Annotated in this window: 18 protein-coding genes; 16 read left to right on the top strand and 2 right to left on the bottom strand. The window is 35.4% G+C overall.

Annotation, left to right across the window (positions count from 1 at the left end):
• Nucleotides 1-220: 220 nt before the first annotated feature.
• The 7 genes from IGL48_RS07915 (at nucleotide 221) to sprE (ending at nucleotide 13,874) form a co-directional block, all read left to right on the top strand.
• On the top strand, nucleotides 221-5,848 hold the full coding sequence (locus IGL48_RS07915) for a TIM-barrel domain-containing protein (protein ID WP_025190748.1): 5,628 nt from the start codon (nucleotides 221-223) through the stop codon (nucleotides 5,846-5,848).
• Nucleotides 5,849-5,929: 81 nt separating this feature from the next.
• Entirely contained in the window at nucleotides 5,930-7,897 is a 1,968-nt protein-coding gene (locus IGL48_RS07910) for an amidase domain-containing protein (RefSeq protein WP_010821685.1), read from the top strand.
• Nucleotides 7,898-8,315: 418 nt separating this feature from the next.
• Nucleotides 8,316-9,047: a response regulator FsrA gene (gene fsrA, locus IGL48_RS07905; RefSeq protein ID WP_073340375.1), complete on the top strand. Its 732-nt coding sequence runs from the start codon at nucleotides 8,316-8,318 to the stop codon at nucleotides 9,045-9,047.
• An 88-nt stretch (nucleotides 9,048-9,135) separates the two neighbouring features.
• On the top strand, nucleotides 9,136-9,864 hold the full coding sequence (locus tag IGL48_RS07900) for an accessory gene regulator AgrB (protein WP_010824736.1): 729 nt from the start codon (nucleotides 9,136-9,138) through the stop codon (nucleotides 9,862-9,864).
• The gene (fsrC, locus tag IGL48_RS07895) at nucleotides 9,861-11,204 is read left to right on the top strand and encodes a sensor histidine kinase FsrC (protein ID WP_282852480.1); all 1,344 of its coding nucleotides are present in this window, start codon (nucleotides 9,861-9,863) and stop codon (nucleotides 11,202-11,204) included. Before IGL48_RS07900 ends, fsrC begins: the two co-directional genes overlap by 4 nt.
• A gap of 234 nt (nucleotides 11,205-11,438) precedes the next feature.
• Nucleotides 11,439-12,971, top strand: a complete 1,533-nt coding sequence (gelE, locus tag IGL48_RS07890) for a M4 family metallopeptidase coccolysin (RefSeq protein WP_080113403.1) — start codon at nucleotides 11,439-11,441, stop codon at nucleotides 12,969-12,971.
• A 48-nt stretch (nucleotides 12,972-13,019) separates the two neighbouring features.
• On the top strand, nucleotides 13,020-13,874 hold the full coding sequence (gene sprE / locus IGL48_RS07885) for a serine proteinase SprE (protein ID WP_010717628.1): 855 nt from the start codon (nucleotides 13,020-13,022) through the stop codon (nucleotides 13,872-13,874).
• A gap of 147 nt (nucleotides 13,875-14,021) precedes the next feature.
• Here the strand turns inward: sprE and IGL48_RS07880 are convergent, their stop codons facing one another.
• The gene (locus IGL48_RS07880; RefSeq protein WP_002369253.1) at nucleotides 14,022-14,852 is read right to left on the bottom strand and encodes an MBL fold metallo-hydrolase; all 831 of its coding nucleotides are present in this window, start codon (nucleotides 14,850-14,852) and stop codon (nucleotides 14,022-14,024) included.
• A 391-nt stretch (nucleotides 14,853-15,243) separates the two neighbouring features.
• Here IGL48_RS07880 and IGL48_RS07875 point away from each other — a divergent pair, with 391 nt between their 5' ends.
• From IGL48_RS07875 to IGL48_RS07835, 9 genes are all read left to right on the top strand, one after another.
• Nucleotides 15,244-16,098, top strand: a complete 855-nt coding sequence (locus IGL48_RS07875; RefSeq protein ID WP_002357233.1) for a LysR family transcriptional regulator — start codon at nucleotides 15,244-15,246, stop codon at nucleotides 16,096-16,098.
• A gap of 381 nt (nucleotides 16,099-16,479) precedes the next feature.
• Nucleotides 16,480-17,868 carry an MFS transporter gene (locus IGL48_RS07870; protein ID WP_010774631.1) on the top strand — a complete coding sequence of 463 codons (1,389 nt, stop codon included), beginning with the start codon at nucleotides 16,480-16,482 and terminating at the stop codon, nucleotides 17,866-17,868.
• Between the two features lie 41 nt (nucleotides 17,869-17,909).
• The gene (locus IGL48_RS07865) at nucleotides 17,910-19,970 is read left to right on the top strand and encodes an LTA synthase family protein (RefSeq protein ID WP_002393342.1); all 2,061 of its coding nucleotides are present in this window, start codon (nucleotides 17,910-17,912) and stop codon (nucleotides 19,968-19,970) included.
• A 279-nt stretch (nucleotides 19,971-20,249) separates the two neighbouring features.
• Nucleotides 20,250-20,579: an LPXTG cell wall anchor domain-containing protein gene (locus IGL48_RS07860; protein WP_002398721.1), complete on the top strand. Its 330-nt coding sequence runs from the start codon at nucleotides 20,250-20,252 to the stop codon at nucleotides 20,577-20,579.
• A complete protein-coding gene (locus IGL48_RS07855) occupies nucleotides 20,576-21,235 on the top strand; it encodes a WxL domain-containing protein (RefSeq protein WP_010777711.1) in 660 nt (219 codons plus the stop codon). The genes IGL48_RS07860 and IGL48_RS07855 overlap by 4 nt, the downstream gene beginning before the upstream one ends.
• A gap of 32 nt (nucleotides 21,236-21,267) precedes the next feature.
• Nucleotides 21,268-21,981, top strand: coding sequence for a WxL domain-containing protein (locus tag IGL48_RS07850; protein ID WP_010777710.1), 714 nt, complete (start codon nucleotides 21,268-21,270; stop codon nucleotides 21,979-21,981).
• On the top strand, nucleotides 21,974-23,011 hold the full coding sequence (locus tag IGL48_RS07845) for a DUF916 and DUF3324 domain-containing protein (protein ID WP_025190747.1): 1,038 nt from the start codon (nucleotides 21,974-21,976) through the stop codon (nucleotides 23,009-23,011). The genes IGL48_RS07850 and IGL48_RS07845 overlap by 8 nt, the downstream gene beginning before the upstream one ends.
• Before the next feature lie 13 nt (nucleotides 23,012-23,024).
• On the top strand, nucleotides 23,025-24,752 hold the full coding sequence (locus IGL48_RS07840; protein ID WP_010777708.1) for a hypothetical protein: 1,728 nt from the start codon (nucleotides 23,025-23,027) through the stop codon (nucleotides 24,750-24,752).
• 90 nt (nucleotides 24,753-24,842) lie between these two features.
• Complete coding sequence (locus tag IGL48_RS07835) at nucleotides 24,843-26,087, top strand: GHKL domain-containing protein (protein WP_010824734.1); 1,245 nt, start codon at nucleotides 24,843-24,845, stop codon at nucleotides 26,085-26,087.
• Between the two features lie 33 nt (nucleotides 26,088-26,120).
• On the opposite strand, the gene IGL48_RS07830 is transcribed toward IGL48_RS07835, so the two are convergent.
• Complete coding sequence (locus IGL48_RS07830; protein ID WP_002377201.1) at nucleotides 26,121-26,858, bottom strand: LytTR family transcriptional regulator DNA-binding domain-containing protein; 738 nt, start codon at nucleotides 26,856-26,858, stop codon at nucleotides 26,121-26,123.
• Between the last annotated feature and the right edge of the window lie 112 nt (nucleotides 26,859-26,970).

Here is a 26,970-nt window from a genome sequence, read left to right as displayed (position 1 = left end):
GCATTCATCGAGAAATTGTGATTCTGTACTAAAATTTTTATATAAGATGAAAATGGATTGTTTTCATTTAATAATTTATTGAAAGGATGTGTTTATGAAGGGTTTACTGAAACTGACTTGCTAACAGTCTCAGTAAACTAAGAAAATCGTTATGACTTTTCATCTGGATAAAACTTTGTTGGGTTTTGGATTTTGTGAGTAATTGTGTCGGAACTATTCTATGGGGAGCAATTTTAAGGAGGAAAAAATGAACAAAGAGTATCAGGGTAAAAAAATTTACGGTAAAAAGCACTGGTTGACATTTTTATTAGTGAGTTCGTCTGTATTGGCGTTCCATTCGCTTGTTACGATGGATTCTCAAGTGGTTGATGCGCAAGAGCAAACAGCAAAAGAAGACGTAGCTGATTCAGCAACGTCAGTCGGAGCAATTGTGTCGATTGAAAAAGCGGAGAAAAACTTTGTCATTACGTATGCTTCTGGAAAAAAAGCACAAATTAGTATTTTAAACGACCATCTTTTTCGCTATCATCTAGATCCAACTGGTAAATTTGAAGAATATCCAACGCCAAATGATCCAAAGCATGTTGCGAAAATTACGGCTAAAACAATGGCCGACTATGGCACACAAGCCTTTGAGCAAACGAACGTCACAGATTCAGGAAACCAATTTATTCTAGAAAATAATGGTTTAAAAATTATGTTCGAAAAAGAAAGCGCTTTAATGGAAGTTCTAGACAAGAAAAAGAATCAAGTCATTTTAGAAGAAACCGCTCCGCTATCCTTTAAAAATGATAAAGCTACACAAACGTTAAAACAAAGTAGTCAAGAAAATTATTTTGGCGGAGGAACTCAAAATGGTCGATTTACGCATAAAGGAACAGCTATCCAGATTGTCAATACGAACAATTGGGTAGATGGCGGAGTAGCATCGCCTAACCCATTTTATTGGTCAACTGCAGGGTATGGCGTTGTTCGAAATACATGGAAACCTGGCAACTATGATTTTGGAAGTCATGATCCACAAACAACCACAACAACGCACGAAGGAACAGATTTTGATGCTTTTTATTTCTTTAATGATTCCTCAGCAGGTATTTTAAAAGATTACTATGAATTAACCGGGAAACCAGCTTTGATGCCAGAATACGGGTTCTATGAAGCGCATTTAAACGCGTATAATCGGGACTATTGGGTGAAAGTAGCAGAAGGAACCGCGGGAGCAGTTAAGTTTGAAGATGGTAATTTTTACAAAGAATACCAACCAGGCGATCTAGGAAACTTAAATGGCACGCTAGAATCTTTAAATGGAGAAAAAGAGAATTATCAATTTTCTGCACGCGCAGTTATTGATCGATATAAGAAAAACGATATGCCGTTAGGGTGGTTCTTGCCAAATGACGGCTACGGTGCTGGCTATGGCCAAACAGATTCATTGGACGGCGATGTACAAAACTTAAAAGAATTTACAGAGTATGCTCAAGCCAATGGTGTTGAAGTGGGGCTGTGGACCCAATCTAATCTCCATCCAGCGGATCCTAAAAATCCTAAAAAAGGAGAACGGGATATTGCGAAAGAAGTTAGTGTCGCTGGTGTTAAAGCTCTCAAAACTGACGTGGCGTGGGTCGGGTATGGGTATTCCTTTGGCTTAAATGGTGTAGAAGATGCCGCGAATGTTTTTGTAAAAGAAACAGACGGCGCAGTTCGTCCGATGATTGTTTCATTAGATGGTTGGGCCGGAACCCAACGGCACGCTGGTATCTGGACAGGCGATCAAACGGGTGGTCAATGGGAATATATTCGCTTCCATATCCCAACATATATCGGGACTTCGTTGTCTGGACAACCAAATGTCGGTTCAGATATGGATGGAATTTTTGGTGGAAAAAATAAAGAGGTCAACATACGTGATTTCCAATGGAAAACTTTTACACCAGTGCAGCTAAATATGGACGGCTGGGGCTCCAATCCAAAAACGCCATTTGCTTTTGATCAAGAAGCCACAGATTTGAACCGAGCGTATCTAAAATTAAAATCAATGATGATGCCTTATAACTACAGTATTGCCAAGGAATCAGTTGATGGACTACCAATGGTACGGGCCATGGCTTTAGAATTTCCTAATGAAGGAACAACATATACAAAAGATTCTCAATACCAATATATGTGGGGACCCAATTTACTCGTTGCCCCAATTTATAATGGCAATCAAGATGAGGCAGGAAATTCAATCCGTGATGGAATCTACTTACCAGATGAAAAACAAGTCTGGGTTGACTTATTTACAGGCGAAAAATATCAAGGTGGCCGTGTCTTAAATGGAGTAAAAACACCGCTGTGGAAGGTGCCCGTTTTCGTCAAAGATGGCAGTATTATCCCAATGACGAATCCAAACAACAATCCAAAGGAAATCCAACGGGATCAACGATCTTTCTTGATTTATCCAAATGGCGCCACTTCTTTTAATATGTATGAAGATGACGGAATTTCAACTAGTTATGAAGCTGGGCAATCAGCTACGACTAAAATAAATAGTCAAGGCCCTAAATCAAACGAAAAAGGTGATCTGACCGTTACTATCGAACCGACAAAAGGAAGTTATAGTGGCTTTGTTGATGAACGAAGCACCACGCTTGATTTGCTAGCTTCAGAAGCGCCCGAAAGCGTAACAGCAATGGTGGGGGGAACAGAAGTAACCTTGAAACAAGCAGCTAATAAAGAAGAATTTTTAGCTGGCACAAATCTATATTATTTTGATAAAGAATTCCAAGTGAATCAGTATCTTTCTGAAGCTTCAGGAGAAAAACTGAACCAATCAGCGTTATCAGTAAAACTAGCGAAACAATCTGTGACCGCCAAAGATGTTCAAATAACTGTCAAAGGTTTCATTAATAAAGGAACGGTTGACGGAGGAAATACAACGGTCGATGACCAGTTAACTATTCCGGCAAATGTCGCAATCAATGAAGAAAAAACAACGCCATCTTCTTTGACTCTTCAATGGGATCAAGTAACTGAGGCAACAAGCTATGAAGTAGAGCGTGACGGGACTGTTTTCGGAAATATTCAAACGAATACAGCAACATTTGATGGATTTTCCTTTTTAAGCGAACATACTTTTCGAGTTCGAGCTGTTGGAAAAAACGGGGTCTCTGAATGGAGTGAACCGATTAAAGGAAAAACACAAGATGATCCCTATAAAGAAACAATTAATCAAGTCAAAGCAACAAGTAATTTACCAGAACAACCAGGCGCAGAATTGAAGAAATTAACAGATAAAGATTTAAGTACAGGCTGGCATACGAACTGGTCAACCGGCATCGCTAATCCAAGTGATGGGAATTTCTTGACTTTAAAATTTGATCTTGGTGCGGAGTATCAAATGGATAAAATTGAATACTTGCCAAGAGACAATGCCGGCAACGGAAATATTTTGCAACTCCAGTATCGGACGTCGAAAGATGGAGCTAATTGGACAGAGTTTTCAGAACCTATTAACTGGAAGCAAGATGCTTTGACAAAAACCATTGAAACGAAGGACCAAGCGTATCGTTTTGTTGAAATGAAGGTATTAAAATCGGTGGGTAATTTTGGCTCTGGTCGTGAGATGCTCTTTTACAAACAACCAGGAACAGAAGGAATCTTACATGGAGACATTACTAACGATGGAACGATTGATGAAAATGATGCAATGAGTTATCGAAACTATACAGGCTTAGAATCGGTGGACAGTGACTTTAATGGCTATGTTGAAAAAGGCGATTTAAATAAAAATGGGGTAATTGATGCTTATGATATCAGTTATGTTTTACGACAATTAGATGGTGGGATTGAGATACCTGATGTCGAAGAAATTGCGGGCGGTTTATCCCTTGCTGTGGTTAATGAAAATGGCAAGGATACCTATCTTCCTGGCGATACATTAACCTTTACACTTAAAGGTCAAGACTTAAAAAACATTAATGCGTTAAGCACCAAAATGTCCTTTGATTCTAGCAAATTTGAACTTGTCGGTCAGCCTGCAACCACGAATAATACAAAACAAATGGAAAATTATTCTAAATATCGGAAACATTCAAATGGTGTGGAGAATCTATATTTAGTTCTTAGTAATCAAGGAAATAAACAATTGTTAAATGGTTCAATGGACTTAGTTACCTTTAAAGTTAAAGTAAAAGAAACAACTCGCGTAAAACGTGCGACAACTGTTGAGCAGCCATTACAATTTGATATGAGTCAAGGCTTATTAGTAGGCCAAGGATTCCAACAAGCCACACTTTCAGATTTTTCTGTAACGGTGAAACCAACAGAGCTAGTAGATAAAGAGTTATTACAAGCGCTAATTACGCTAAATCAAGCACGTGTCGAAAAAGAATATACGCCTGAAACTTGGGCAATCTTTAAACCAATCTTAGATGAGGCAGTAGCTGTTCTAGCCAATGAACAAGCCACACAGACAGACGTTTCTGCTGCTGTGGAAAACCTAGAAAAGGCTGCAAGTCAGTTGGAAAAAATTCCTGATGTAGCGAATAAAGCTGATTTAGAAAAAGCAATTCAAGAGGGGCTGGCGAAGAAACCAAGTGATGGGCAAGAATTCACCGAAGAAACTAAAAAAGTTCTCGAAGAGTCATTAGCAGCAGCTCAAAAAGTATTTGCTCAAGAAAAAGTTACCCAAGAAGAAATAGACCAAGCGACTAAAACATTGCGTGAAGCAATTGCACAATTAAAAGAACAACCCGTCGCCGTTGATAAGGAAACCTTAAAAGAGAAAATCGCTCAAGCCCGAGGAAGAAAGCCGGAAGAAGGATACCAATTTACAAAAGAAACAGAAAAACAATTGCAAGAAGCAATTCAAGCGGCTGAAGCAATCGTAGCGAAAGAAACGGCGACAAAAGAAGAAGTCTCAGAGGCTCTAAACGCATTGGAAACTGCAATGGCTCAATTAAAAGAAGTACCCCTTGTAAATAAAGACCAATTACAAGAAGTTGTCAAACGAGCGCAGCAAGTCACTCCAAGTGAAGGGCACCAATTTACTGCCTCCTCGTTACAAGATTTACAAAAAGCGCTTTTAGCAGCTAAAAACACATTGGAAAACCCAGCAGCTAATCAAAAAATGATTGATGAAGCGGTTGCTGAATTAACTAGTGCCATCGATGGGTTACAAGAAGAAGCGTTAGTTACAGATAAAAAAGCCTTAGAGGCAATGATAGCCAAAGCAAAAGCAATCAAACCATCTGCCGGAAAAGAATTTACCAGCGAGTCTAAAGCGCGCTTAACTGAAGCAATTGACCAAGCGGAAGGGATTTTAGCTGATAAAAATGCTCGGCAAGAACAAATTGATACTGCTGAAAAAAATGTAAAAACTGCTTTGGATAGTTTAGAGGAACAAGTCCTTCAAACGGATAAAACAAAGTTGAAAGAACTGCTTCAAAAAGCAGAAACCTTGAAACCTAAAGCAGGAAAACAATTTACAAAAGCATCGCAAGAAGCTTTAGCTGAAGCAATTAAACAAGCAAAAGCACTTGTTGAGGACCCAAATGCGACGCAAGAAGCTGTGGACAAATGTTTAAGTATTTTAGCACAAGCCATTGAAGCAATGGCAGAAGAGCCAATCAGTAGCAACTCTACAGGCAACAATGGAAATCATAGCACGGTTAGCGGGACTGGTGGTGTAACCAGCCCAGGAAAGGGCACAGCAACAGGTGGAACGACAACGAAAACCACCACTTCTGGTACTTTGCCAAAAGCAAATGAAGTTGTTTCGCCAATCTGGTCAATCAGTGGTTTTCTATTGATAGTAAGTATTGGTTTAGGAAAATTATTCTTCAAAAATAAAAAAGAGCAAAATTAGCGTATCATTAACTTACAAGGCGCATTTGTACAAAAACAGTGTGCAAATGCGCAAGTAAGTAATAGGAGAGGATTTTTACGAATGAAAAGAAAGAAAATCAAGAATCAACTACTTGTTTTAACAAGTATTCTCGTTCTTCTGAGTTTGGAAGTCGCTCCAGTTGTTACGTTGGCTGCAGAATTACCAAGTAGCTCGCTACAAACAGCTCTGTCCTCGGAAACGACAATTACTTCGGAAGAAAAAGTAATTGAAACAACCGAAACAACCGAAACAACTGTTGCTACATCGACAACGTCCACTAGTAGTTCGTCATCTGAATCAAGTAGTTCTACCGATACGACTACCGAATCAACGAGTCATTCAACGACAGAAACGACAACCACAAATACTAGTTCTGAAACAAAAAAAGAACCTACAGAGCCAACGGTATCATCAGAAATCACGCAGCCTGTTGAACAATCGCAACCACCACAAGTTCCTGTGACCAAGCAAGAACCCGAAGAACCTATTCAAGTTCCTGAAGCCAACAATAACTTTGTTGAAGAAAATCAGGCTGTATCGTTAAATCCGTCCCTCAAAGTAGATGAAATAGCTTCTTCAAATTTAAAAGGCTACGAACTTCCACTGTTGTCGTCTTTTGGCGAAAAGAAACGGGCAGTCGTGGTCGCTGAAGCATTAAGACACGTTGGGAAAACAAAAAAAGAATTTAATTTGACGGAGCAAGCATTGACCAGTAGTTTCCTTGCCCAAAAAATTTACCAACAATTATTTAAAATAGACATTGGCAGTACACCGCAAGAACAAATGACATTTGGTAAAGCTCGTTCTATAGAGGAGGCAGAACCTGGTGATCTGATTTTTTGGCAAACAGCTGAAGGAAAAACGCTTCAAAATGGTGTTTATCTTGGCCAAGGAAAATATTTAATTGCCGCAGCGGAAGCGGATTCTAAGGAGGAACCAGAAGTAATCGCTCAGTTAGAGAATATCTATACTGCCAAACAACAACCAGACTCAAAAGAGGAAATACGCTTGGTAGTGACTAATCCTTTTAAGGAGTTCACATTAACGGAGTATGGCAAAGAAGTTTTAGCAACATATGGTGCGTCATTTGAAATGCAGAAGTCAGAACAAACCACAGCGTTTATTAAAAAAATTGGTGAGACAGCCAGAGAACTTGGCGAAAAATACGATGTTTTTGCATCAGTGATGATAGCTCAGGCTATTTTAGAAAGTGGCTCTGGCGAAAGTCAACTAGCCAAAGAACCTTATTATAATCTCTTTGGCGTGAAAGGTTCGTTCCAAGGAAATAGTGTTAGCTTTTCAACAAAAGAGGCTGATCAGAGGGGCCAACTTTATACAATTTCCGCTGGGTTTCGCGATTACGGTGGCTATAATGACTCACTGCAAGATTATGTTCAATTACTCCGACAAGGGATTGACGGAAACCAAGATTTTTATAAACCGGCGTGGCGTTCGGAAGCCAAAAACTACCTTCAAGCAACGCGTTTTTTAACAGGTAAATATGCAACAGACAAGCAATACGATAATAAATTAAATTCGTTAATTGCGGTTTATAACTTAACGCAATTTGATTTACCAAAAACAGTGGACGGTTTGATTATCCAATCTAAAAATGAGCTGTCGGAAGCGGAACAGCAACAAATGCATTTTCCAGTCTATGATGGGATCAATTATAATCGGAGTGGTAGCTATCCCGTGGGCCAGTGTACGTGGTATGTCTATAATCGTTTCAAACAGTTGGGCACTTCTGTGGATGAATTTATGGGAAATGGCAGTGACTGGGGAAGAAAAGGACGTGCATTAGGCTATCAAGTTAGTTCATTGCCTAAAGCTGGTCGTGCGATTAGTTTCCAACCAGGAGTTGCTGGCGCAGATAATCAATATGGACATGTTGCTTTTGTTGAAGCGGTCACTTCTGATGGAATCATTATTTCTGAAAGCAATGTCATCAATGATCAAACGATTTCGTATCGTGTCTTACCTAATGTAATTGCTTATAGTAGTGGCGTGACCTACATTGGCGCTTAATCGACTCATTCAACAGGAAGAAGTGTGGATGTTTAAGTAAAAAATTAGCGCAATGATCCATGTGTGAACTAACAAATTAAAATAACCAGAATCGACCAATGAATTGATTTTGTCATGTATAAAATGACAAGAACAGTTTGGCGGTTGATTCTTTGTTTTTCATCAACGAAGAGACAATAGTCCTCATGATTCGTTAGAAAAAGATGAATAGTCCAAAGTACTCTTTCTTGATGCTTTGTTATTTTATGTTTTTGTTTGCAGGAAACTACTGAAATCGCTATACTAAATTTATGTGAATATACTAACAGACAATCAATTTTTTATCTCTTTTATTGTTGCATAAATTGATTGAACATTATAATCATTTGTCTTTTGTTGTGTAATTTTATATCTTCTTGAGAAAGGGATGAGTGAACAAATGGCTATTTATATATTAGAAGACCAAATTATTCAAGCAAAAGCGTTAGAAGCATTGGTAACAAATATCCTACATTCAAGAAATATTTATAATGAAACAATCCATTTATTTTCACGTTCAGATGAATTATTACAAGTGGCACACCAGGACGCCCAACTAAATATCTTTTTCCTAGATATTCAAATGAACAATCATATCCAGGCAGGATTTGAGGTTGCTAAAGAAATTAGAAAAACAGACAGTGAAAGTCTGATTGTATTTATTTCTACTCACACAGAATTAGTTTTAACCTCCTACAAATATATGGTTTCAGCTCTTCAATTTATTCAAAAGAACGTGGATTTTCTAGATTTCCAAAAAGAAGTTGAAACATGTGTCGACGCATATATTCAACAAAAAGAAAATATAAAGACAAAAAGTGAATATATTATCATTAACTTAAAAGCGTCTTCTATAAAAATGGATATTAATGATATTTATTTCTTTCAAACGGAATACGATCATCGTGTGTCAATGGTTGGTAAAAATTTTAAAAGAGAATTTTATGGAACGTTATCAAAAATTGAACAACTGCATCCAGATTTGATTAGAGTCCATCAATCAATCATCATTAATAAAAAATATGCGTCAAAATTAAATTATAAAACGCATCTTTTAACTATGAGAGACGGAACGGAAGTACCAGTCTCAAGAAGATATTATACTCAGGTTAAGGCGCTGTTTCTTACTTAGGGAGGGATAATGACTAATTAAGGAATTATCTATCTATTAGTCGCTATATTCGTTATAATTTAGTGCAATACTTGAAGAGGAGGGCGATATGCTAATCGATTGGATTCTAAAAAATATTATGGATATGGATCAGGAAGATCAATCAGGAAAAACACAATGGACAAAATATTATCTAACCGTTTATTTTTCTGGCTTATTTAATTTTCTGATGATTCTGATTTTATCAGTTTTATTTGGGACGTTAAGCGAAACCTTTATTGTATACGTCGTACTGATTTTTTTACGGCCTGTCGCAGGTGGCTGGCATGCGAAAACCAAATGGCTCTGTCGTCTAGAAAGCATTGTTATCTATGTTGCCATACCATTTGTATTGAAAAATTTTTCTGTGAGCTTACCGTTTATTTATAAAATTCTATTGATTTTCCTCTTAGTTGTATTATTTTATTGGTATGCGCCACAAGGAACAGCGATTGAACCTGTTCAGCCATCTGATTTAAACGTGCTCAAAAAGCAAAGCCTTATAAGGGTGTGTTTACTTATTTTATGTAGTCTGTTTGTCAAAGAAAAGATTGCTTCAGTAATACTCTACGGTCTCGTCATCCAAGGTCTGATGATACTCCCTGTAACAAAAAATTTAATTGAAGGAAGTGTTTTTATGAAATTTGGTAAAAAAATAATTAAAAATGTTATTGAAAAAAGAGTTGCAAAAGTTAGTGATGGTGTGGGAACTAAGCCTAGATTAAATCAAAATTCGCCCAATATATTTGGACAATGGATGGGACAAACTGAAAAACCTAAAAAGAATATTGAAAAATGATTTTGTTGTTATTAGCTACTAACGTTTTGCTGGCATCTAGCTTTATCGTTTTTGTCTTTTTACGAGTAACATTGATCAAGATTGAATGTAAAATACCGTTACTTTCATTGCTTATTGTCATTAATCTTTGTTCGTTTGCGGCATTAATGTTGGGCTACTCTTGGTTGATTTATGCGCTGACAGTCGTTATTTTTACAGGATTTTTACTCATTCACAAAAAGAGGTTCTCAATTTTTAAAGCGATATTTTTATCCGTTTTTACATTGCTTATGGTTTCGTTTATCAATTACACGGAGCAAACGATTTTAAGTGTTTTTTTTCAACAGATTTATCAAAATAAATTATTATGGATTGCCTCAAATGTTCTTCTGTTGCTTATAAATATCTGGATTGCTTTAAAAATTCCTAATAGTGTTTTTTTAAGATTAAATCGTGTGTTAGAAAATAGCCGAATTTTTTTTGGTTGTTTACTTTTATTGTTGATTCTGTTATTACTTTTTGTGTTTTTGATTTCGCCAGAGATTTCACCTGACTTTATGCGAGGATTTGTCACGGTAAATAGTTCTAAATTGGAGTTATTAATAAGTGTAGGTTTATTTTTAATTCTGATTGGCTTAGTCATTGAAGCTTATTTGGAAGAACAACGTATCAACACTCAATTATTGAATAATTTAACGATTTATACTGAAAAAATAGAATCCATTAACGAAGAGCTAGCGATGTTTCGTCATGACTATAAAAATTTATTGTATAGTTTACAAATTGCTATTTCATACGAAGATATTCTGGAAATCAAAAGAATTTATGAAGAAACGATTGCACCAACCAAAAAAATTATTGATAATGAAGAATTTGAACTTATGAAGTTAAATCGTTTGAAAAATATGGAACTTAAGGCACTCATAAGTATGAAAATTAATACCGCAAAGCAAGCAAAACTAAAAGTGATTGTTGATGTGCCAGAAGTATTTATTCTTGATACATCAATCGACTTAGTGGTTGTGATTCGTTTGTTGGCTATTCTATTAGATAACGCGATTGAAAACAGTGCAAAATCAGAATTGAAAATGTTCGCTATCTCGATTTTCAATAAAAATGAAACACAAGAGTTTGTGATAACAAATAGTGTCCAAGCCGAATTTGATTTTAGGGTTATGAAGAAAACCAAATTTAGTTCTAAAAGTAACCCTGAAGAGCACGGTTGGGGATTGTTATACGTAAAAGAAATTGTTGATTTTTCAGATCAATTTGATTTGCAAACGTTCTTCAATGAAGGATCGGTTACTCAACATTTAATTATTGAAAAAAATCATAATAGTAAAAAAGTTGTTAACGAATGAATTTGTTAACAACTTTTTTGCTATGGTATTGAGTTATGAGGGGCAATACAGGGAAAAATGTCGGCTGATTAAGGAATTTAGATAGTGCCGGTTAGGTAGTTGTCTATAATGAAAATAGCAACAAATATTTACGCAGGGAAAGGGGCGGTCGTTTAACGGGAAAAATTAGGGAGGATAAAGCAATACTTTTGTTGGGAAAAGAAATAAAAGGAAACTGGGGAAGGAGTTAATTGTTTGATGAAGGGAAATAAAATTTTATACATTTTAGGTACAGGCATCTTTGTTGGAAGTTCATGTCTATTTTCTTCACTTTTTGTAGCAGCAGAAGAACAAGTTTATTCAGAAAGTGAAGTTTCAACAGTTTTATCGAAGTTGGAAAAGGAGGCAATTTCTGAGGCAGCTGCTGAACAATATACGGTTGTAGATCGAAAAGAAGATGCGTGGGGGATGAAGCATCTTAAGTTAGAAAAGCAAACGGAAGGCGTTACTGTTGATTCAGATAATGTGATTATTCATTTAGATAAAAATGGTGCAGTAACAAGTGTTACAGGAAATCCAGTTGATCAAGTAGTGAAAATTCAATCGGTTGATGCAATCGGTGAAGAAGGAGTTAAAAAAATTATTGCTTCTGATAATCCGGAAACTAAAGATCTTGTCTTTTTAGCTATTGACAAACGTGTAAATAATGAAGGGCAATTATTTTATAAAGTCAGAGTAACTTCTTCACCAACTGGTGACCCCATATCATTGGTTTATAAAGTAAATGCTACAGATGGAACAATTATGGAAAAACAAGATTTAACGGAACATGTCGGTAGTGAAGTAACGTTAAAAAACTCTTTTCAAGTAACGTTTAATGTACCAGTTGAAAAAAGCAATACGGGAATTGCTTTACACGGAACGGATAACACAGGGGTTTACCATGCAGTAGTTGATGGCAAAAATAATTATTCTATTATTCAAGCACCATCACTAGCAGCATTAAATCAGAATGCTGTTGACGCCTATACGCATGGAAAATTTGTAAAAACATATTATGAAGATCATTTCCAACGACACAGTATTGATGATCGAGGGATGCCCATCTTGTCAGTTGTTGATGAACAACATCCAGATGCTTATGACAATGCTTTTTGGGATGGAAAAGCAATGCGTTATGGTGAAACAAGTACACCAACAGGAAAAACGTATGCTTCCTCTTTAGATGTAGTTGGTCATGAAATGACACATGGTGTGACGGAACATACTGCCGGTTTAGAATATTTAGGACAATCAGGTGCCTTGAATGAATCTTATTCTGATTTGATGGGTTATATTATTTCGGGTGCATCTAATCCAGAAATTGGTGCGGATACTCAGAGTGTTGACCGAAAAACAGGTATTCGAAATTTACAAACGCCAAGTAAACACGGACAACCAGAAACCATGGCTCAATACGACGATCGAGCACGGTATAAAGGAACGCCTTATTATGATCAAGGCGGTGTTCATTATAATAGTGGAATTATTAATCGGATTGGTTACACCATTATCCAGAACTTAGGCATTGAAAAAGCACAGACTATTTTCTACAGCTCGTTAGTAAATTACTTAACACCTAAAGCACAATTCAGTGATGCTCGTGATGCGATGCTTGCTGCTGCAAAAGTTCAATATGGCGATGAAGCAGCTTCAGTGGTGTCAGCAGCCTTTAACTCTGCTGGAATCGGAGCTAAAGAAGACATTCAGGTAAACCAACCAAGTGAATCTGTTCTGGTCAATGAATGAAAAAAATTCCCCAATTAAATAAAAATGGATAAGGAGTGGCATGATCTTATGAAAAAGTTCTCCATACGAAAAATTAGTGCTGGTTTTTTGTTTCTGATTTTAGTAACTTTGATCGCCGGTTTTAGCCTGTCTGCAAATGCAGAAGAGTATATCGTTCCTGCCGAAAGTCATTCACGACAAAAAAGATCGTTACTGGACCCTGAAGACAGAAGACAAGAAGTGGCAGATACAACCGAAGCGCCTTTTGCGTCAATCGGAAGAATCATTTCCCCTGCCAGTAAACCAGGCTATATTTCTTTAGGAACAGGCTTTGTTGTTGGAACTAATACAATTGTCACCAATAATCATGTGGCTGAAAGTTTTAAGAATGCCAAAGTATTAAATCCGAATGCCAAAGATGATGCTTGGTTTTATCCAGGTCGAGATGGCAGTGCGACACCATTTGGCAAATTCAAAGTGATTGATGTAGCTTTTTCCCCGAATGCGGATATTGCGGTCGTGACTGTCGACAAACAAAACGATCGTCCAGATGGCCCAGAGTTGGGAGAAATTTTAACGCCATTTGTTTTGAAAAAGTTTGAATCTTCAGATACCCATGTCACAATATCAGGCTATCCAGGTGAGAAAAACCACACACAATGGTCTCATGAAAATGATTTGTTTACATCTAACTTTACAGACTTAGAAAATCCATTACTATTTTATGATATCGATACAACCGGTGGTCAATCTGGTTCACCAATCTATAATGATCAGTTTGAAGTAGTTGGTGTTCATTCCAATGGCGGCATTAAGCAAACAGGAAATCATGGTCAAAGACTAAATGAAGTGAATTATAACTTTATTGTTAATCGAGTGAATGAAGAAGAAAATAAACGTTTATCCGCTGTGCCAGCAGCGTAAAGAACCATAAAAATACTCGGAATTTCCAGAATCACGGGAAATCTCGAGTATTTTTGTTTTTTAAGATAGTGTAAGTTACGATAAAAGTACCTTGTAATTATCGGTTAAAAGCATATAATAGTGCTGAAAAGAAGGCAAATAATCCGATTAAGTTAGTATTTCTAAACCATCATAACTCGTAATGATTTCATGCTTTTGAGATAAAGCCGCCATCTCCGCATAAGACAAGCCGCCATTGTGAGAAAAATGGTTGGCAACGTAAATCGTTTTATCTGTGACGAGTTTTCTTTCTTTTAATTCTGCAATTAATTTTAAATTTTCTTCCCAATTCATATGACTATTGCCAGTTTCGTTTGTTTGACTAGTACAATCTAAAGAAACAATACTAAGAAGTAAGTGGCTCTTTTCAAGATATTCAAACATTTCTGACGTAAAGTAACCTGTATCATGGGTGGATAAAAAAGCATCTTTACCATCGTCTATAACGAAAATAAAACAATCTTCACTGAAATTTCCATGTTGTGCAGGAAGGGGATAAATCGTATAGTTCGCAATAGTAAAACATTTGTAGGGCTGAATAACCTGATAATGTAATCGGGTATCATCTTGACGACCTTCTAAATCAAAGGCGCGCTGATAAAACGTCTTAACTGCTTCATTTCCGTAAACAGTTAAACGATTGGGAATATCTAATGCATAACCAGACATTCGATAAGCCAAATCCTCGCCGTAAAAATGATCGGAATGCCAATGAGAGATTAGTAAAGAGTCAAAGTCTGCAAAACACAAGTCATACTGCAACAAATGTAAATAAGAATCCCCTGGAAAATCAATCAGCAGGACATCATCAATAATTAATTGAGTTTGTGTACGAATTTCTCGTCCTTTTTTCTCTCGAGCATACTTACATAATTTACAATTACAAAAAATTCCTGGAATCCGTTCTGCTGCACCCGTACCTAAATAGTTGATTTTCATTGGGAGTACCTAACCTTTCTTTGACAGTCTTCATACTTAGTAGATAACGCTGAACTTTAAAGTAAATGGGCATGGAAACTGAAACATTTGTTGTGTCCATCTTACCTTTTTTAGAAAAGAATTGAAATGGAATTTCTTAAGTAAATTTGCGTAAAATAGAAAAAGCTAGACGCCTTTTTTAATAAGCTGAATTTGTTGCGAATGTTCATGCTATTTCCGAGAAAAAGTTTTACCAAAGGCACTTTCATATTCATCTACTATTAGTTATAGAAAAATAACAAGATGGACATAGCTTATTAGAGCAAAAATAACTACGCTATTGATAAAGAGTGAGGCGTGTTTTGAACAGGTTGCGTGGGCAAATGAATTTGAATAAAAGGGATGACAAAAGATGACTATTGAAAAATTAGAATATTTTTATACCATTGCAAAATATAATAGTATTTCCAAAGCAGCCTCTGAACTCCATGTTAGTAAATCAACCTTAAGTGCGTCATTAAAAGATTTGGAAAGTGAATTGGGCCATTTACTTTTTGACCGTAACGGTAATTCTTTGACGTTAAATTCCTATGGTGATAAAATCGTCCAATCTGTATATATCATTTTAAACGAGGCCAAGAAAATGAAACTTAATTTGCATGAAATGATTGAGAATCCAGTGATGCGTTTAGGTTTTGGAAATACGTCCTTGATGTATAAAGTGACAGAGAATGAGGATCAACTGAATCGTTTTTGGGAATGTTACCATGGTTCATCGTTTGAGTTATTGAATAAATTGGAGAATCATGAGTTGGATTTTGTGATTACTTCTGCAGATGTGAATAGTCCAGTTTTAAAGAAAGAACAATTAATTGAACTAAAAATGTATCTTTGTGTTTCAAGAGAAATTAAACAAGAAATTGAGGAAGAAGGCTTCACCTGTTTGACCAACTATCCATTTCTATTTTTGCCTCATCACTTAGATCATTTAGAAGCTACCAAGAGTGTGCTAGAAATGTTGCAATTAACAAGTCCGCTTGTTTGTTGCTACGATACATTGATGCTTACTCGTCTCATTGAAAAAAGTAAAGGAGTTTATGCGGTAATCTCTCTTCGGAAAGAACAACTGCAGGAAATTGATTCTAAACTCTTCTTTTTACCGATTGAACGAAAACAAAAATTTTATTTATACCGAAATGTTTCCAGTTCGGTTTTTGTCCAACCTGGTCAAATCAAGGCAACTTTACAAAAGTTGCTAGAGACTTAGCCATTAAAATTACTTTGGAATAGTTACCAAAAATAGCTTTATTCGCTTAGATTTACTTCTGCTGCGGATAAGGCTATTTTTGTTGTTCATTGTTTAAAAGAGATGCTCAATTATGGGGCTGTTCGATATTTCTGAACAGAATGTTCAATTATTTAATAACTTAAGAATCGATAAATCGTATCTATTACGGTTCAATTTAAAGGGGTTCTGGTGTATAGTTTGGCTATCTAAAGATTTACTTTTTTAAATATAAAATAACTAAATGGCAAGGAATATAAAGAACTGTTGATACGTGAGTACTTGCGATAACTGTGTCGTTAGAAGTTTAAGTGTCATTGTTGCTTTTCCTGTTTTATGTAGTTGCTAGAAAGGACTGTTTTTATGATCGATAGAAAAAAAGTTATTTTGTATACTTGTTGCATGAGTTTGTTTGTAGTGACCATGGATGTTACGGTTGTCAATGTGGCGTTACCATCCATTCAAAGTGATTTTCACACGAATCTGTCTACATTACAGTGGGTAACAGATGGGTACACTTTAATGGTAGCATCCTTATTATTGTTGTCTGGGTCTACAGCAGATCGAATTGGCCGTAAACGAGTTCTTCAATTGGGCTTAGCCTGTTTTGGTTTAGCGTCTTTCCTATGTGGGATTTCGCAAACCCCAGGGCAATTGATCGCGTTTCGCATGTTGCAAGGGATTGGTGGTTCTATGTTAAATCCGGTAGCAATGTCTATTATTACACAGGTATTTACTGAAAAGTTAGAACGAGCGAAAGCAATTGGCTTGTGGGGCTCTGTTACAGGGATTTCCTTAGGCATGGGTCCGATTATTGGCGGACTGATTGTTTCTTATTTTAGCTGGCGGTATGTCTTTTTTGTAAATGTACCGATCATTGCTGCGGCAATCATCCTTACACAAAAGTTTGTACCAGAGTCAAAAGTAGAGAAAACGGCGAAAAATGATTTTGTTGGTCAAGCATTGATGATTCTTTTTCTATTTAGTTCTATCTATTCCATTATCGGACTACCTAGAAAAGGGCTTTTCGCGCCTGATATTTTAAGTACTGGGATAATCGGCTGCTTAGCCATTGCCATTTTCTTTATTTATGAATATAACATTGACAATCCGTTAATCAACCCGCGTTTCTTTTTATCTATTCCATTTACATCGGCTTCTTTTTTAGCTATTTTTGGCTTTATCATATATAACGGCTATTTATTTTTAAACACGCTATATTTGCAAGAAATGAGAGGCTTCAGCCCGTTGGAAGCTGGCTTATCAACCATTCCTTTGGCTTTTGTTAGTTTTCTTGTTGCACCGAGAGCCGGCGAAATGGTAGGGAGAATAGGGACGAAACGTCCTATTATGCTTTGTGGTATTTCAATGTTGGCTGTTAGCTTTTTACAATTATTTGTAACTAAAACAACGCCTATGATTATTTTATTTGTTATTTATATCTTTTTAGGCATTGGGTTTGGGATGTTAAATTCGCCGATTACCATTACAGCGATTGAAGGAATGCCACTTTCTCAGTCAGGAACGGCAGCAGCCATTGCGGTGACATGTAAGCAAATTGGCAATTCTTTAGGGGTTGCGCTACCAAGTCTTTTAATTACAAAGCCTATTACTAGTTCGCTTACTCGAACACCTTTTACAAACGTATGGCTTTTATTTGGATGTTGCGCCATTGCGATTATCTTTTTAAGTTATTTATCCAATTCTCCGCTAGCGAAAAAGTCATTGCGCAGAGTTAGGTTTTATTTTTAACAAATCAAGATTTTTTTGAAGGGAAAGGAAGACAAACTTAGATGAAAAAAATAAATAACCGATTAGGACTCTTTTTATTTTTTGTTTTACTCTTTTGGGCAAAAACGATTCTGGCGTATTACCTAGATTTCTCATTGGGCGTTAAGGGCAGTCTCCAACGAGAAATTTTATGGTTCAATCCAGTTGCTACTACGCTGTTATTATTTGGCTTTAGTTTGTATTTTAAAAAGCATAAAACATTTATGCTTAGTTTAACTCTTTTAAATGTTTTAAATACATTAATTTTATATTTGAATATTATTTTTTATCGTGAATTCACTGACTTTATTACCATCCAATCTGTTTTTGGCTTTTCAAAAGTTTCAGAAGGGATTTCTGGTGATTTACTTGCTTTAATGAGAGTCCACGATGTCTTTTATTGGCTAGATACTTTAGTACTGCTCGTTTTGGTATTTTACTCTTTTAAACAGCGACGGAATCATCAAGTCTTTATGACCAAACCTATCAACAGAAGATTGGCAATCTCAATTAGTTGTTTAAGTGTCTTGCTCTTTTCGGTTAACTTATTTTTAAGCGAAACCGATCGTCCTCAATTGCTTCAAAGAATTTTTGACCGTAATTATATTGTAAAATATCTTGGCTTGGATGCATTCACAGCCATCGATGGTGTCAAAACAGCCATGTCAAATGAGGTAAGAGCAGAAGCTAGTTCAAACGAATTACCTGAAATCATGAAATTTACCAAGCAAAACAATTTACCGCTTAATCCGCAGTATGCCGGGATTGCCAAAGGGAAAAATATATTTGTGATTCATTTAGAAAGTTTTCAACAATTTTTGATTAATATGAAAGTCCAAGGCCAAGAGGTTACACCGTTTTTAAATCAGCTTTATCAAAACAAAGCGACAATCAGTTTTGATAATTTCTTTCATGAAGTAGGGCAAGGAAAAACGAGTGATGCGGAGAACATGTTGGAAACAGGAACATTCGGGTTACCGCAAGGCTCTCTTTTTACACAATTAGGATCAGACAATACTTTCGAAGCGGCTCCCGCAGTTTTAGGACAAAAAGGCTATACAACCGCTGTTTTCCATGGAAATGTGGGGAGTTTTTGGAATCGAGACCATGTGTATAAAAACTTAGGTTATCAATACTTTTTTGATCGGTCATATTTTTCAAAAGATGACAAAATGCTAGGTTACGGTATTTTAGATAAACAATTGTTGCGTGAATCAGCTAGTGAGCTTGAACATTTACAGCAGCCATTCTATGCGAAGTTTTTAACTGTGACCAATCATACCCCTTATTATACGGATGACCAAAACTTCCCGTTTCCTAAATTGAACACAGGCAATTCGATTGTGGATGATTATGTTCGAACAGCGCACTATTTGGATCAATCGCTAGAACAATTTTTCCATTACTTGCAAACAACAAGTTTATACAATCATTCTATTTTTGTTATTTATGGTGACCACTTCGGTATTTCAGATGCGAACAACAAGGACTTATGTAAAGCCTTCAACCGCGATCCAAAAACGTGGACAAACTATGACAATGCGCAATTGCAAAGAGTACCTTTGATGTTTTACATGCCAGGCTATACGCAAGGGAAAATCATGCACGAATATGGTGGGGAAATTGACGTTTTACCGACACTGTACCATCTTTTAGGTGTCGATGATAAAAATTATATCCATTTTGGCACGGACCTTTTATCTCCTCAATATAAACAAGTGGTTCCTTTTAGAAATGGCGATTTTGTAACGCCTCAATTTTCTTATCTAGGTGGGGAAATCTACAATAATCAAGGAAAAAAATTAGACCAAGTTCCAGCAGATTTAAAAGCAGAAGTCACGAAAGATAACGATTGGGTGAAAAAATCGTTAAGTTTATCTGACAAATTAAATCAGGAAAACCTTTTACGTTTTTATAAACCACAAGGATTCCAAGAAGTGCAACCAAAGGACTACAACTATGATGTGGCTTTTGAAAAAAACAAAGTCTTAGAAGTAGAAAAACAAAAAAATGCACAGTCAACCAGCTTGTTTAGTCAAAATGGCAATCAAACGACAGTCCAAAATTATCCGACTACGCCATAGATCATTTAAGAAGGATAACTTTTGTAAGGGAAAAAGGATCTTGTATGAAGTGAAGGACAAAAATCATTTTAGATTTTTGTCCTTTATTTTTTTCTAAGAAAGAGAAAAAATATTAAATTGTATGATATTTTGACACAACTTTATAAGAAAGCGATTTCAAAATCAGGAAATGTTGTTTTGATTTAAGTATACTATGGATGTTCTGAATTGTAATAATTCTAAATTGATCAAAACTTCAGTTTGGGGGTGCTATTCGATTAATGGTAAGGGGGATAACAAATGAAAAAATTTAGTAGACAATTGCTTATAATGCTAATGATGATTGGATGTATTCAAATATCTACTAGTTTTGGACAGGATGCTTTTGCAATTAGCGAAAAAAGTAACGTTGGCATTACCTTTAAAAGCAATATGCCACAACAAAAAACGAATAATTCAGATGTACAAACACAAAACAGCAAAAAGTATCACGAAATGAAATCCCAGAAATTATTTCCAATGACTAATGAACTAAAAAATCATTTTTTTATGCTTAGTGGTTGGTTACTTATTGGCGGATTACTATTATGGATATTTTTCAAAAGAAGAAAGAAGGAAACAGAACAATGAAAAAAATGATTTTAATTACGGCATTATTTAGTTGTGCAACATTAGGTAGTACAGTCGTTCATGCTGAAGATAAAGATGCTACAAGTACAGCAAAAATCGGCATCTCACAAGCAGATCCAGATAATCCTGTTGGACCAATTGATCCTATTGATCCAGATGATAATCCTAATTCCAATGATCCAACAGGAAACACTGGGGTCTTGCGTATCGATTACATTTCTAATATTGATTTTGGTACGCAAACAATTTCTGGTTCTACAGAAACGTATGCCGCACAAAAACCTTCTTTACGTACAGAAGCTCAAGTATCCGATTTACGGGGAACTGGTGCAGGTTGGAATTTACAAGTCAATTATGATAGCGAAAGTGCTGGATTCAAAACACAAAGTGGGCAAGAATTGAAGGGGGCACAATTAACTTTACCTAACGGCACGCCTAAAACGGTGAATGATAATCAATCTGCAACGCCATCTACAGCAGTTGTAACAGTTAACACAGAAGCCCAAAATATCATGACCTCAGCAGTGAATACAGGGTTAGGAACATGGGCAGATCAAATGACTACAACAGATGTTTCTTTGAAAGTTCCTTCTGGAAATTTGGCTGGGGATTACACAGCGACTCTTGAATGGACGTTAACGGATGCACCCGCTTAAAAAAAGTTACAAACACATAAAGGAGAATGAATATGAAAAAAAGTATCTTATATTCTTTAGCAGCGACAACATTATTGTCTGCAACACTTTTGACTGGAATTTTAGCAAATGCAGCCGAGTCAGGTGATGCAACAACGACTACAGCAAAAGTCACTTTTACTGGAGGAAACGATGATCCAGTTAATCCGGTTGATCCAGACGATCCAGATAATCCTGTCAATCCGGTTGACCCAGATGATCCAGATAATCATGGAACAGATGATAATGGTCCTTTATCTATTGATTATGTCTCTAATATTAGTTTTGGGACCCAAGAAATCTCTAGTGATAGTCAAGTATATAGCGCTTTAAATGCTGAACCACATGTCCAAATTACTGATAAACGTGGTGTTGAAGGAGGGTGGACTTTAACCGCAAGTGCTTCTAAATTTAAAGCAGAGGATCAATCTGAATTAAAAGGGGCCGTCTTATCGTTTGAAAATGGAGTTGCTCGAAAAAAATCAGATAATACCAGTGCACAACCTACTGTAAACGAAGATGTAACTTTCAATAATACTGAAGCACAAAATGTCATGTCAGCAGCTAGTCTGGCAGGAGAAGGAACCTGGCTAGATGTGTTTCCTGGTGAAGAAGGACATAATACAGATGTTCAACTAGCCGTTCCCTCAGGAAGTGCTCAGGCAAAAGAATATACAGCGACGATTACTTGGACTTTAACTGCTGGTCCAATTGATGTGCATGAATAAGAGCGGACCTCGTTTCTCCCTCATTAAAAGTTGTTTGTTTATCGGAATAAGTTTTATTATTTTAGGAATGAACAATGTAAAAGTGTATGCTGATTCTTCAGAATCAGCATACAGTGTTAGCGCAAATCTTCCATCTTTTCAAAATAATAAAAAGCTTTCTTATTTTGACTTATTATTAAAACCGAGTCAAAAAGAACAAGTTTCTATTCATGTAAAGAATAATAGTCAAGAGAAGGCGACTTACCTTGTCGATGTTAATAATGCTGTAACGAATAGTAATGGTGTCATTGATTATGGACAAAAAAACGTAAAAAAAGATGTATCAGCTGATTATGTGTTAAATCAATTGGTTTCACCAGAGACACAAGAGGTGACATTACAACCTGGAGAAGCAAAAGATATTCCCTTTCAAATAAAGATGCCAAAACAAGCTTTTACAGGGATAATTCTTGGTGGCATTCATATCACTAAAAAAGATACGCTAAGTAAAAAGGTTAGTGGGACAGCAATAAGAAATAAATATGCCTATGTAATCGGAATGAAATTAGAAACGAATACAAATAAAGTAACGCCAGATTTAAAATTACTAGCTGCGCGGCCCGGTTTAGAAAATTCGTATACGACTATTTTTGCAAATGTCCAAAATCCAACACCAACAATTATCAGTAAAGTAAGTTTTGACGCAACAATTACAAAAAAAGGTTCTAAAAAGGTTCTTTATAAATCGAAAAAAGAAAATATGTCCATTGCGCCTAATACAAATTTTAACTTTCCAATTGGCTTAAATAAAGAAAAGATTACACCAGGTAACTACACCGTCACAATTGATGCTAAAGAAGGGACTACCAATAAAACTTGGCATTTGACGACTGATTTCGAAATACAAGCTAAAAAAGCAGAAAAAATAAATAAAAAAGCTGTTCTAGAAAACAAAGGAGTTCCGTATTTACCGATCATTATCGTGGTAGGTTTATTATTAATAGGGATTATTCTAGTTTTAAGTTATAAATTACTTAAACAAAAGAAGTAGGTGAGCATATTCAATGAACATAATTAATAAAAAATTTTTTGCCACCAATTGTTTAGTTCTAATGTGTGCCATTTTTATTTCTCTGATTTTTTTTTCAGGGAATGTTTTAGCCGCAGACTACCCAGATAATCAAGAAGCAACCATTTTGGGTGGTCATGTGAAAGCTACAATTGCTTATGAAAAAGACCATTCACCGTACTATACCGCTGTTGGGGACACGGTCACAGTCAATACAACTTTGGAAAAACTAGATGATGGTGTCTTACCTGAATCTTTTAATCAATCTTCCATGTTAGTTCTTTTTCCAGATGAAACACAAGGTTTGAAATTAGAAGGAGAACCAACGTTTATTTATAAAAGAGGAAGTTTATCTGATACTGGCTCATTCGTTAATACTTCTAAAGAACTTCATCGAGATATATTTTGGGCCTTTAATGCAGAAGCACAAGTGATGTATCATGATACTGTTTCCTATGATGGTCGGATGACAGAACTTCAAGTAACGAATCAATATGATGATGGTCCTTATGATGACACTTATCGAATTTCCAATTTGTTAATAAACAAAGGAGATAAAATTATTCTTTCGTATAAAGCCAAGGTTACAGAGGAAGCGTTAAAAAATAAAGAGTTTTCTCTGCATTCAGGTATTTATGACAGCTCTAAAGGTGATTTTGATTGGGAGGATTTTTTAACTACGAAAATGCCAGCTATTCAAAGTATCAATGTATCTTTTGATGAGGAAAGTAAAAATAAAGTAGTCGACATCACTGATGCAAATTCCTACCATATAACTTTAACCGGTACATGGACTGGAAATATAGCGGATCTAAACCCCACGTTAACTGTTAATGGTCAAACTGTTGCGATACCAACTGGGAGTTTTCAAAAAGAGGGAACATTTTCAATACCCGTTGATTTAACTAATATAGGAATGATTGGACAAAATAAAACACAGATTGAAATAAAAGATAGTATGGGGCAAACCGCATCCGATAACGGGATACTAACGTTGGTACAAAAAAATACACCTCCTCAACTTCAGTTGGTGGACGCATTATCAAATAAAACTATTCCGATAACACCGAATCTTTCATCCTTTAAAGTGGAAGGACAATGGAAAGACGCTGAGAGTCAAACGGGTACTCTTTATTACAAATTAAATGGGGTAGAACATCTACTAGAAAATTCTGTAGCGAATGCAAATAAAGGGAGTTGGAATGCTTTTTCACAAGAAATGCCATTAGCCGATTTAAAACTTGGAGCGAATGTTGTTGAAATTTATGTGGTAGATACAGAGGGACTCAAGTCAAATGTTGCAACTTTTACCTTACAATTAATGGAAGGCACTGTACATTTTAAATCTGTTGATTCAGTCCTATCTTTTCAAGATGCTGTTATTAATGGACAAACAGTTCACTCTCTTCCTCAAAAACCAGTCGATATAAAAATTGAAGATACCACGCGTTCACCAGGAAACTGGCAATTAGTAGTCAGCCAAATAAGCACATTTAAAAATGCGCAAAGAGAACTTCCAGCTGTTCTCAGTTATCAAAATAATAGAGATAATTTAGTCATTACGAATAATCAACAAGTTACCTTACCTGTTGTCAAAGAAACTGACACGGAATATGGTCTGATACAAGATGGAAATCATCAATTTGATTTAGCGATTTCATCGAATGCATATATTGGCGATTATCAATCTGAGTTAGAATGGACAATTATTGAAGCGCCCTAGTTAAAAAGAAAGAAAAACATAAATCCTTTGTTTTTCTTTCTTTTTTGGTATGATAATATAGGTTAGCAAGTCAGGAGTGGAAGTAAAATAATGGAATTAATTGTATTTGTGGGTATGGTGTATGTAAATATTTTAATAGGCATCAATCTATTATTTCAGGAGCGAAGTACGTACTTTTTTACTATCTTTTATTTATTATTGGCGGTTTGTAATTTACTTATGATAAAATATACATTCTTTTTTTTATTTCTGCTCTATTTTTCTCAATGTTACTATATCTATATTAAAGTAGAGAACATTTATCTTTCTATCTTACTAAATAATTTTTTAATGAGTTGTGGGGGATTAATTATCTTCTTGTGTATTGATCTTCCACGATATCTAGTATTCAATCATTTATATATTACTGTTTTTCTAGAAATCGCTATGACAGTAGTTTTATGTTTGTACTTGAAGCATCTTGATAAAAAATATCATATTTTTGACTATTTTACAGATTATACGAAAAAAATGAAAAGCATTACCTTATTGTCTACTTTAATGATGGCAGGACTTTATTTTCTACATGCACAAGTGAACCTATATTCACTAGATTACGTGTTAACTTCAATTATTATGTTAGGATTCAACCTTTTTAGTAGTGTAGCTTTTATAGTGTTCATTATTAACAGAAAACGTAAGGAATTTGTTACTTCTTACTTAAAAGATTTAAAAGAAACACAAGAATATTACAATAAATTAGATGAATTTCGTCATGATTATTTAAATTTTATTGCCGCTTTAGAATATGGAATTAGTCACCAGACGCCAGAAGAGGCACAAGAACTGATAACTCATTTTAAAGAGTATTCTCTAGAGAGGATAGAAGATGCTAGACATAATCCAATGAAAAAGATTACAGACCCAGTGATTAAAGGTTTACTTTATGACTTTATCGATAAAGCAGAAAAGAATAATAGGTCATACTCTATTCAAGTTTTAAATGTGATTTCAACGGTTGCTGTGGACTATATCGACTTGATCCGTCTACTTTCTATTGCTTTAAACAATGCCATTGAGCATTATTCGGCAACAGATAATAATCAACCGATTGTTATCTGTTTAAACGAAAAAGATCAGGCTTTTCATTTTTTAGTTAGAAATCCTGCGATAATTGACCATGGTGGCAATTTAACGGTACTTTTAAAAGGTGGTCATTCCGAGAAAAAAGCAGGAGGACTAGGGCTTTATAATTTTTCAAGAATTGTTAACCTGTATAACAATATTAATTATGATTTGCGCTATGATAAACAAGAGAAACTGTTTGAATTATCTTTAACTATTTCTTTTAAGTAAACAAAAAGCAGGCATATTTTGCCTGCTTTTTGTTTATCCTAGAGCATCAATGTACGTAAGTAATTTCTTTATGCTGGTAGCACTCAATGCCAAACACTCTTCGTTTTTAAAAATAACTTCCAATGTATTTTTATTTATTTCTTTAATATTATACGGATTAATGGAAAAGCTTTTTAAATCGTTAAAGTAATGATAAGGAGCAAGTAATTGTTTTAAATTTTTCATTTTATCTTGAATGATAAAATTTTCTGTTGTACCGAAAAATTCTATAGACGAACGAAATCCTTTAATAGTGGAGAGGTAATTAATTTCATCTGGATGAATCAGATAGACTTTTGAAGAACCTTTAAGTTCAATAAGAGCAGTTGTGTTATTAACTTTTTTTAATCTAGATACCAAGATATTTTCCAGAGCTAAAAATACGTTGCTCATTTCATTTTTAGAGAGATATAAATCAGGTCGAATATGTTGATTGATAATTTCTAAACCTTTAGTTGTATCATTTGATAAAAAGATGATGTAGCAATCAGGATTAATTAGTCGAATCTTTTTTGCAAAATCAATACCAGAATGAAGGGATTGCAAATCAATATCAATTAAGAAGATATCGGAGACTGAAAAATCAAAAGTATCTAGTTTTTTATAAATACTTTCTAATTTATTATTGGGAAATATCTCTACAGGAACAGAACGTAAACTTTCATAGTTGTGGCGTTCTTTTTTAAATCGCTCTTGATGAAAAGGATTGTCTTCAATGTAATAAATTTTCATAAATTTACGCTCTCCTACCTACATATTTCTTACTTAAGTATAACAGAAATAAGTTAGGAAGAGAAAGTGCTACGTATACTTTCTTCCATAAGGCTAATACTGTAAAAGTCAC

It is taken from the genome of Enterococcus sp. DIV1090 (assembly GCF_050537975.1).
GTDB classification, from domain to species: Bacteria; Bacillota; Bacilli; order Lactobacillales; family Enterococcaceae; genus Enterococcus; species Enterococcus faecalis.
Note: the sequence above shows the minus strand (reverse complement) of the source record. Positions and strands in the feature narration are given on the sequence as shown.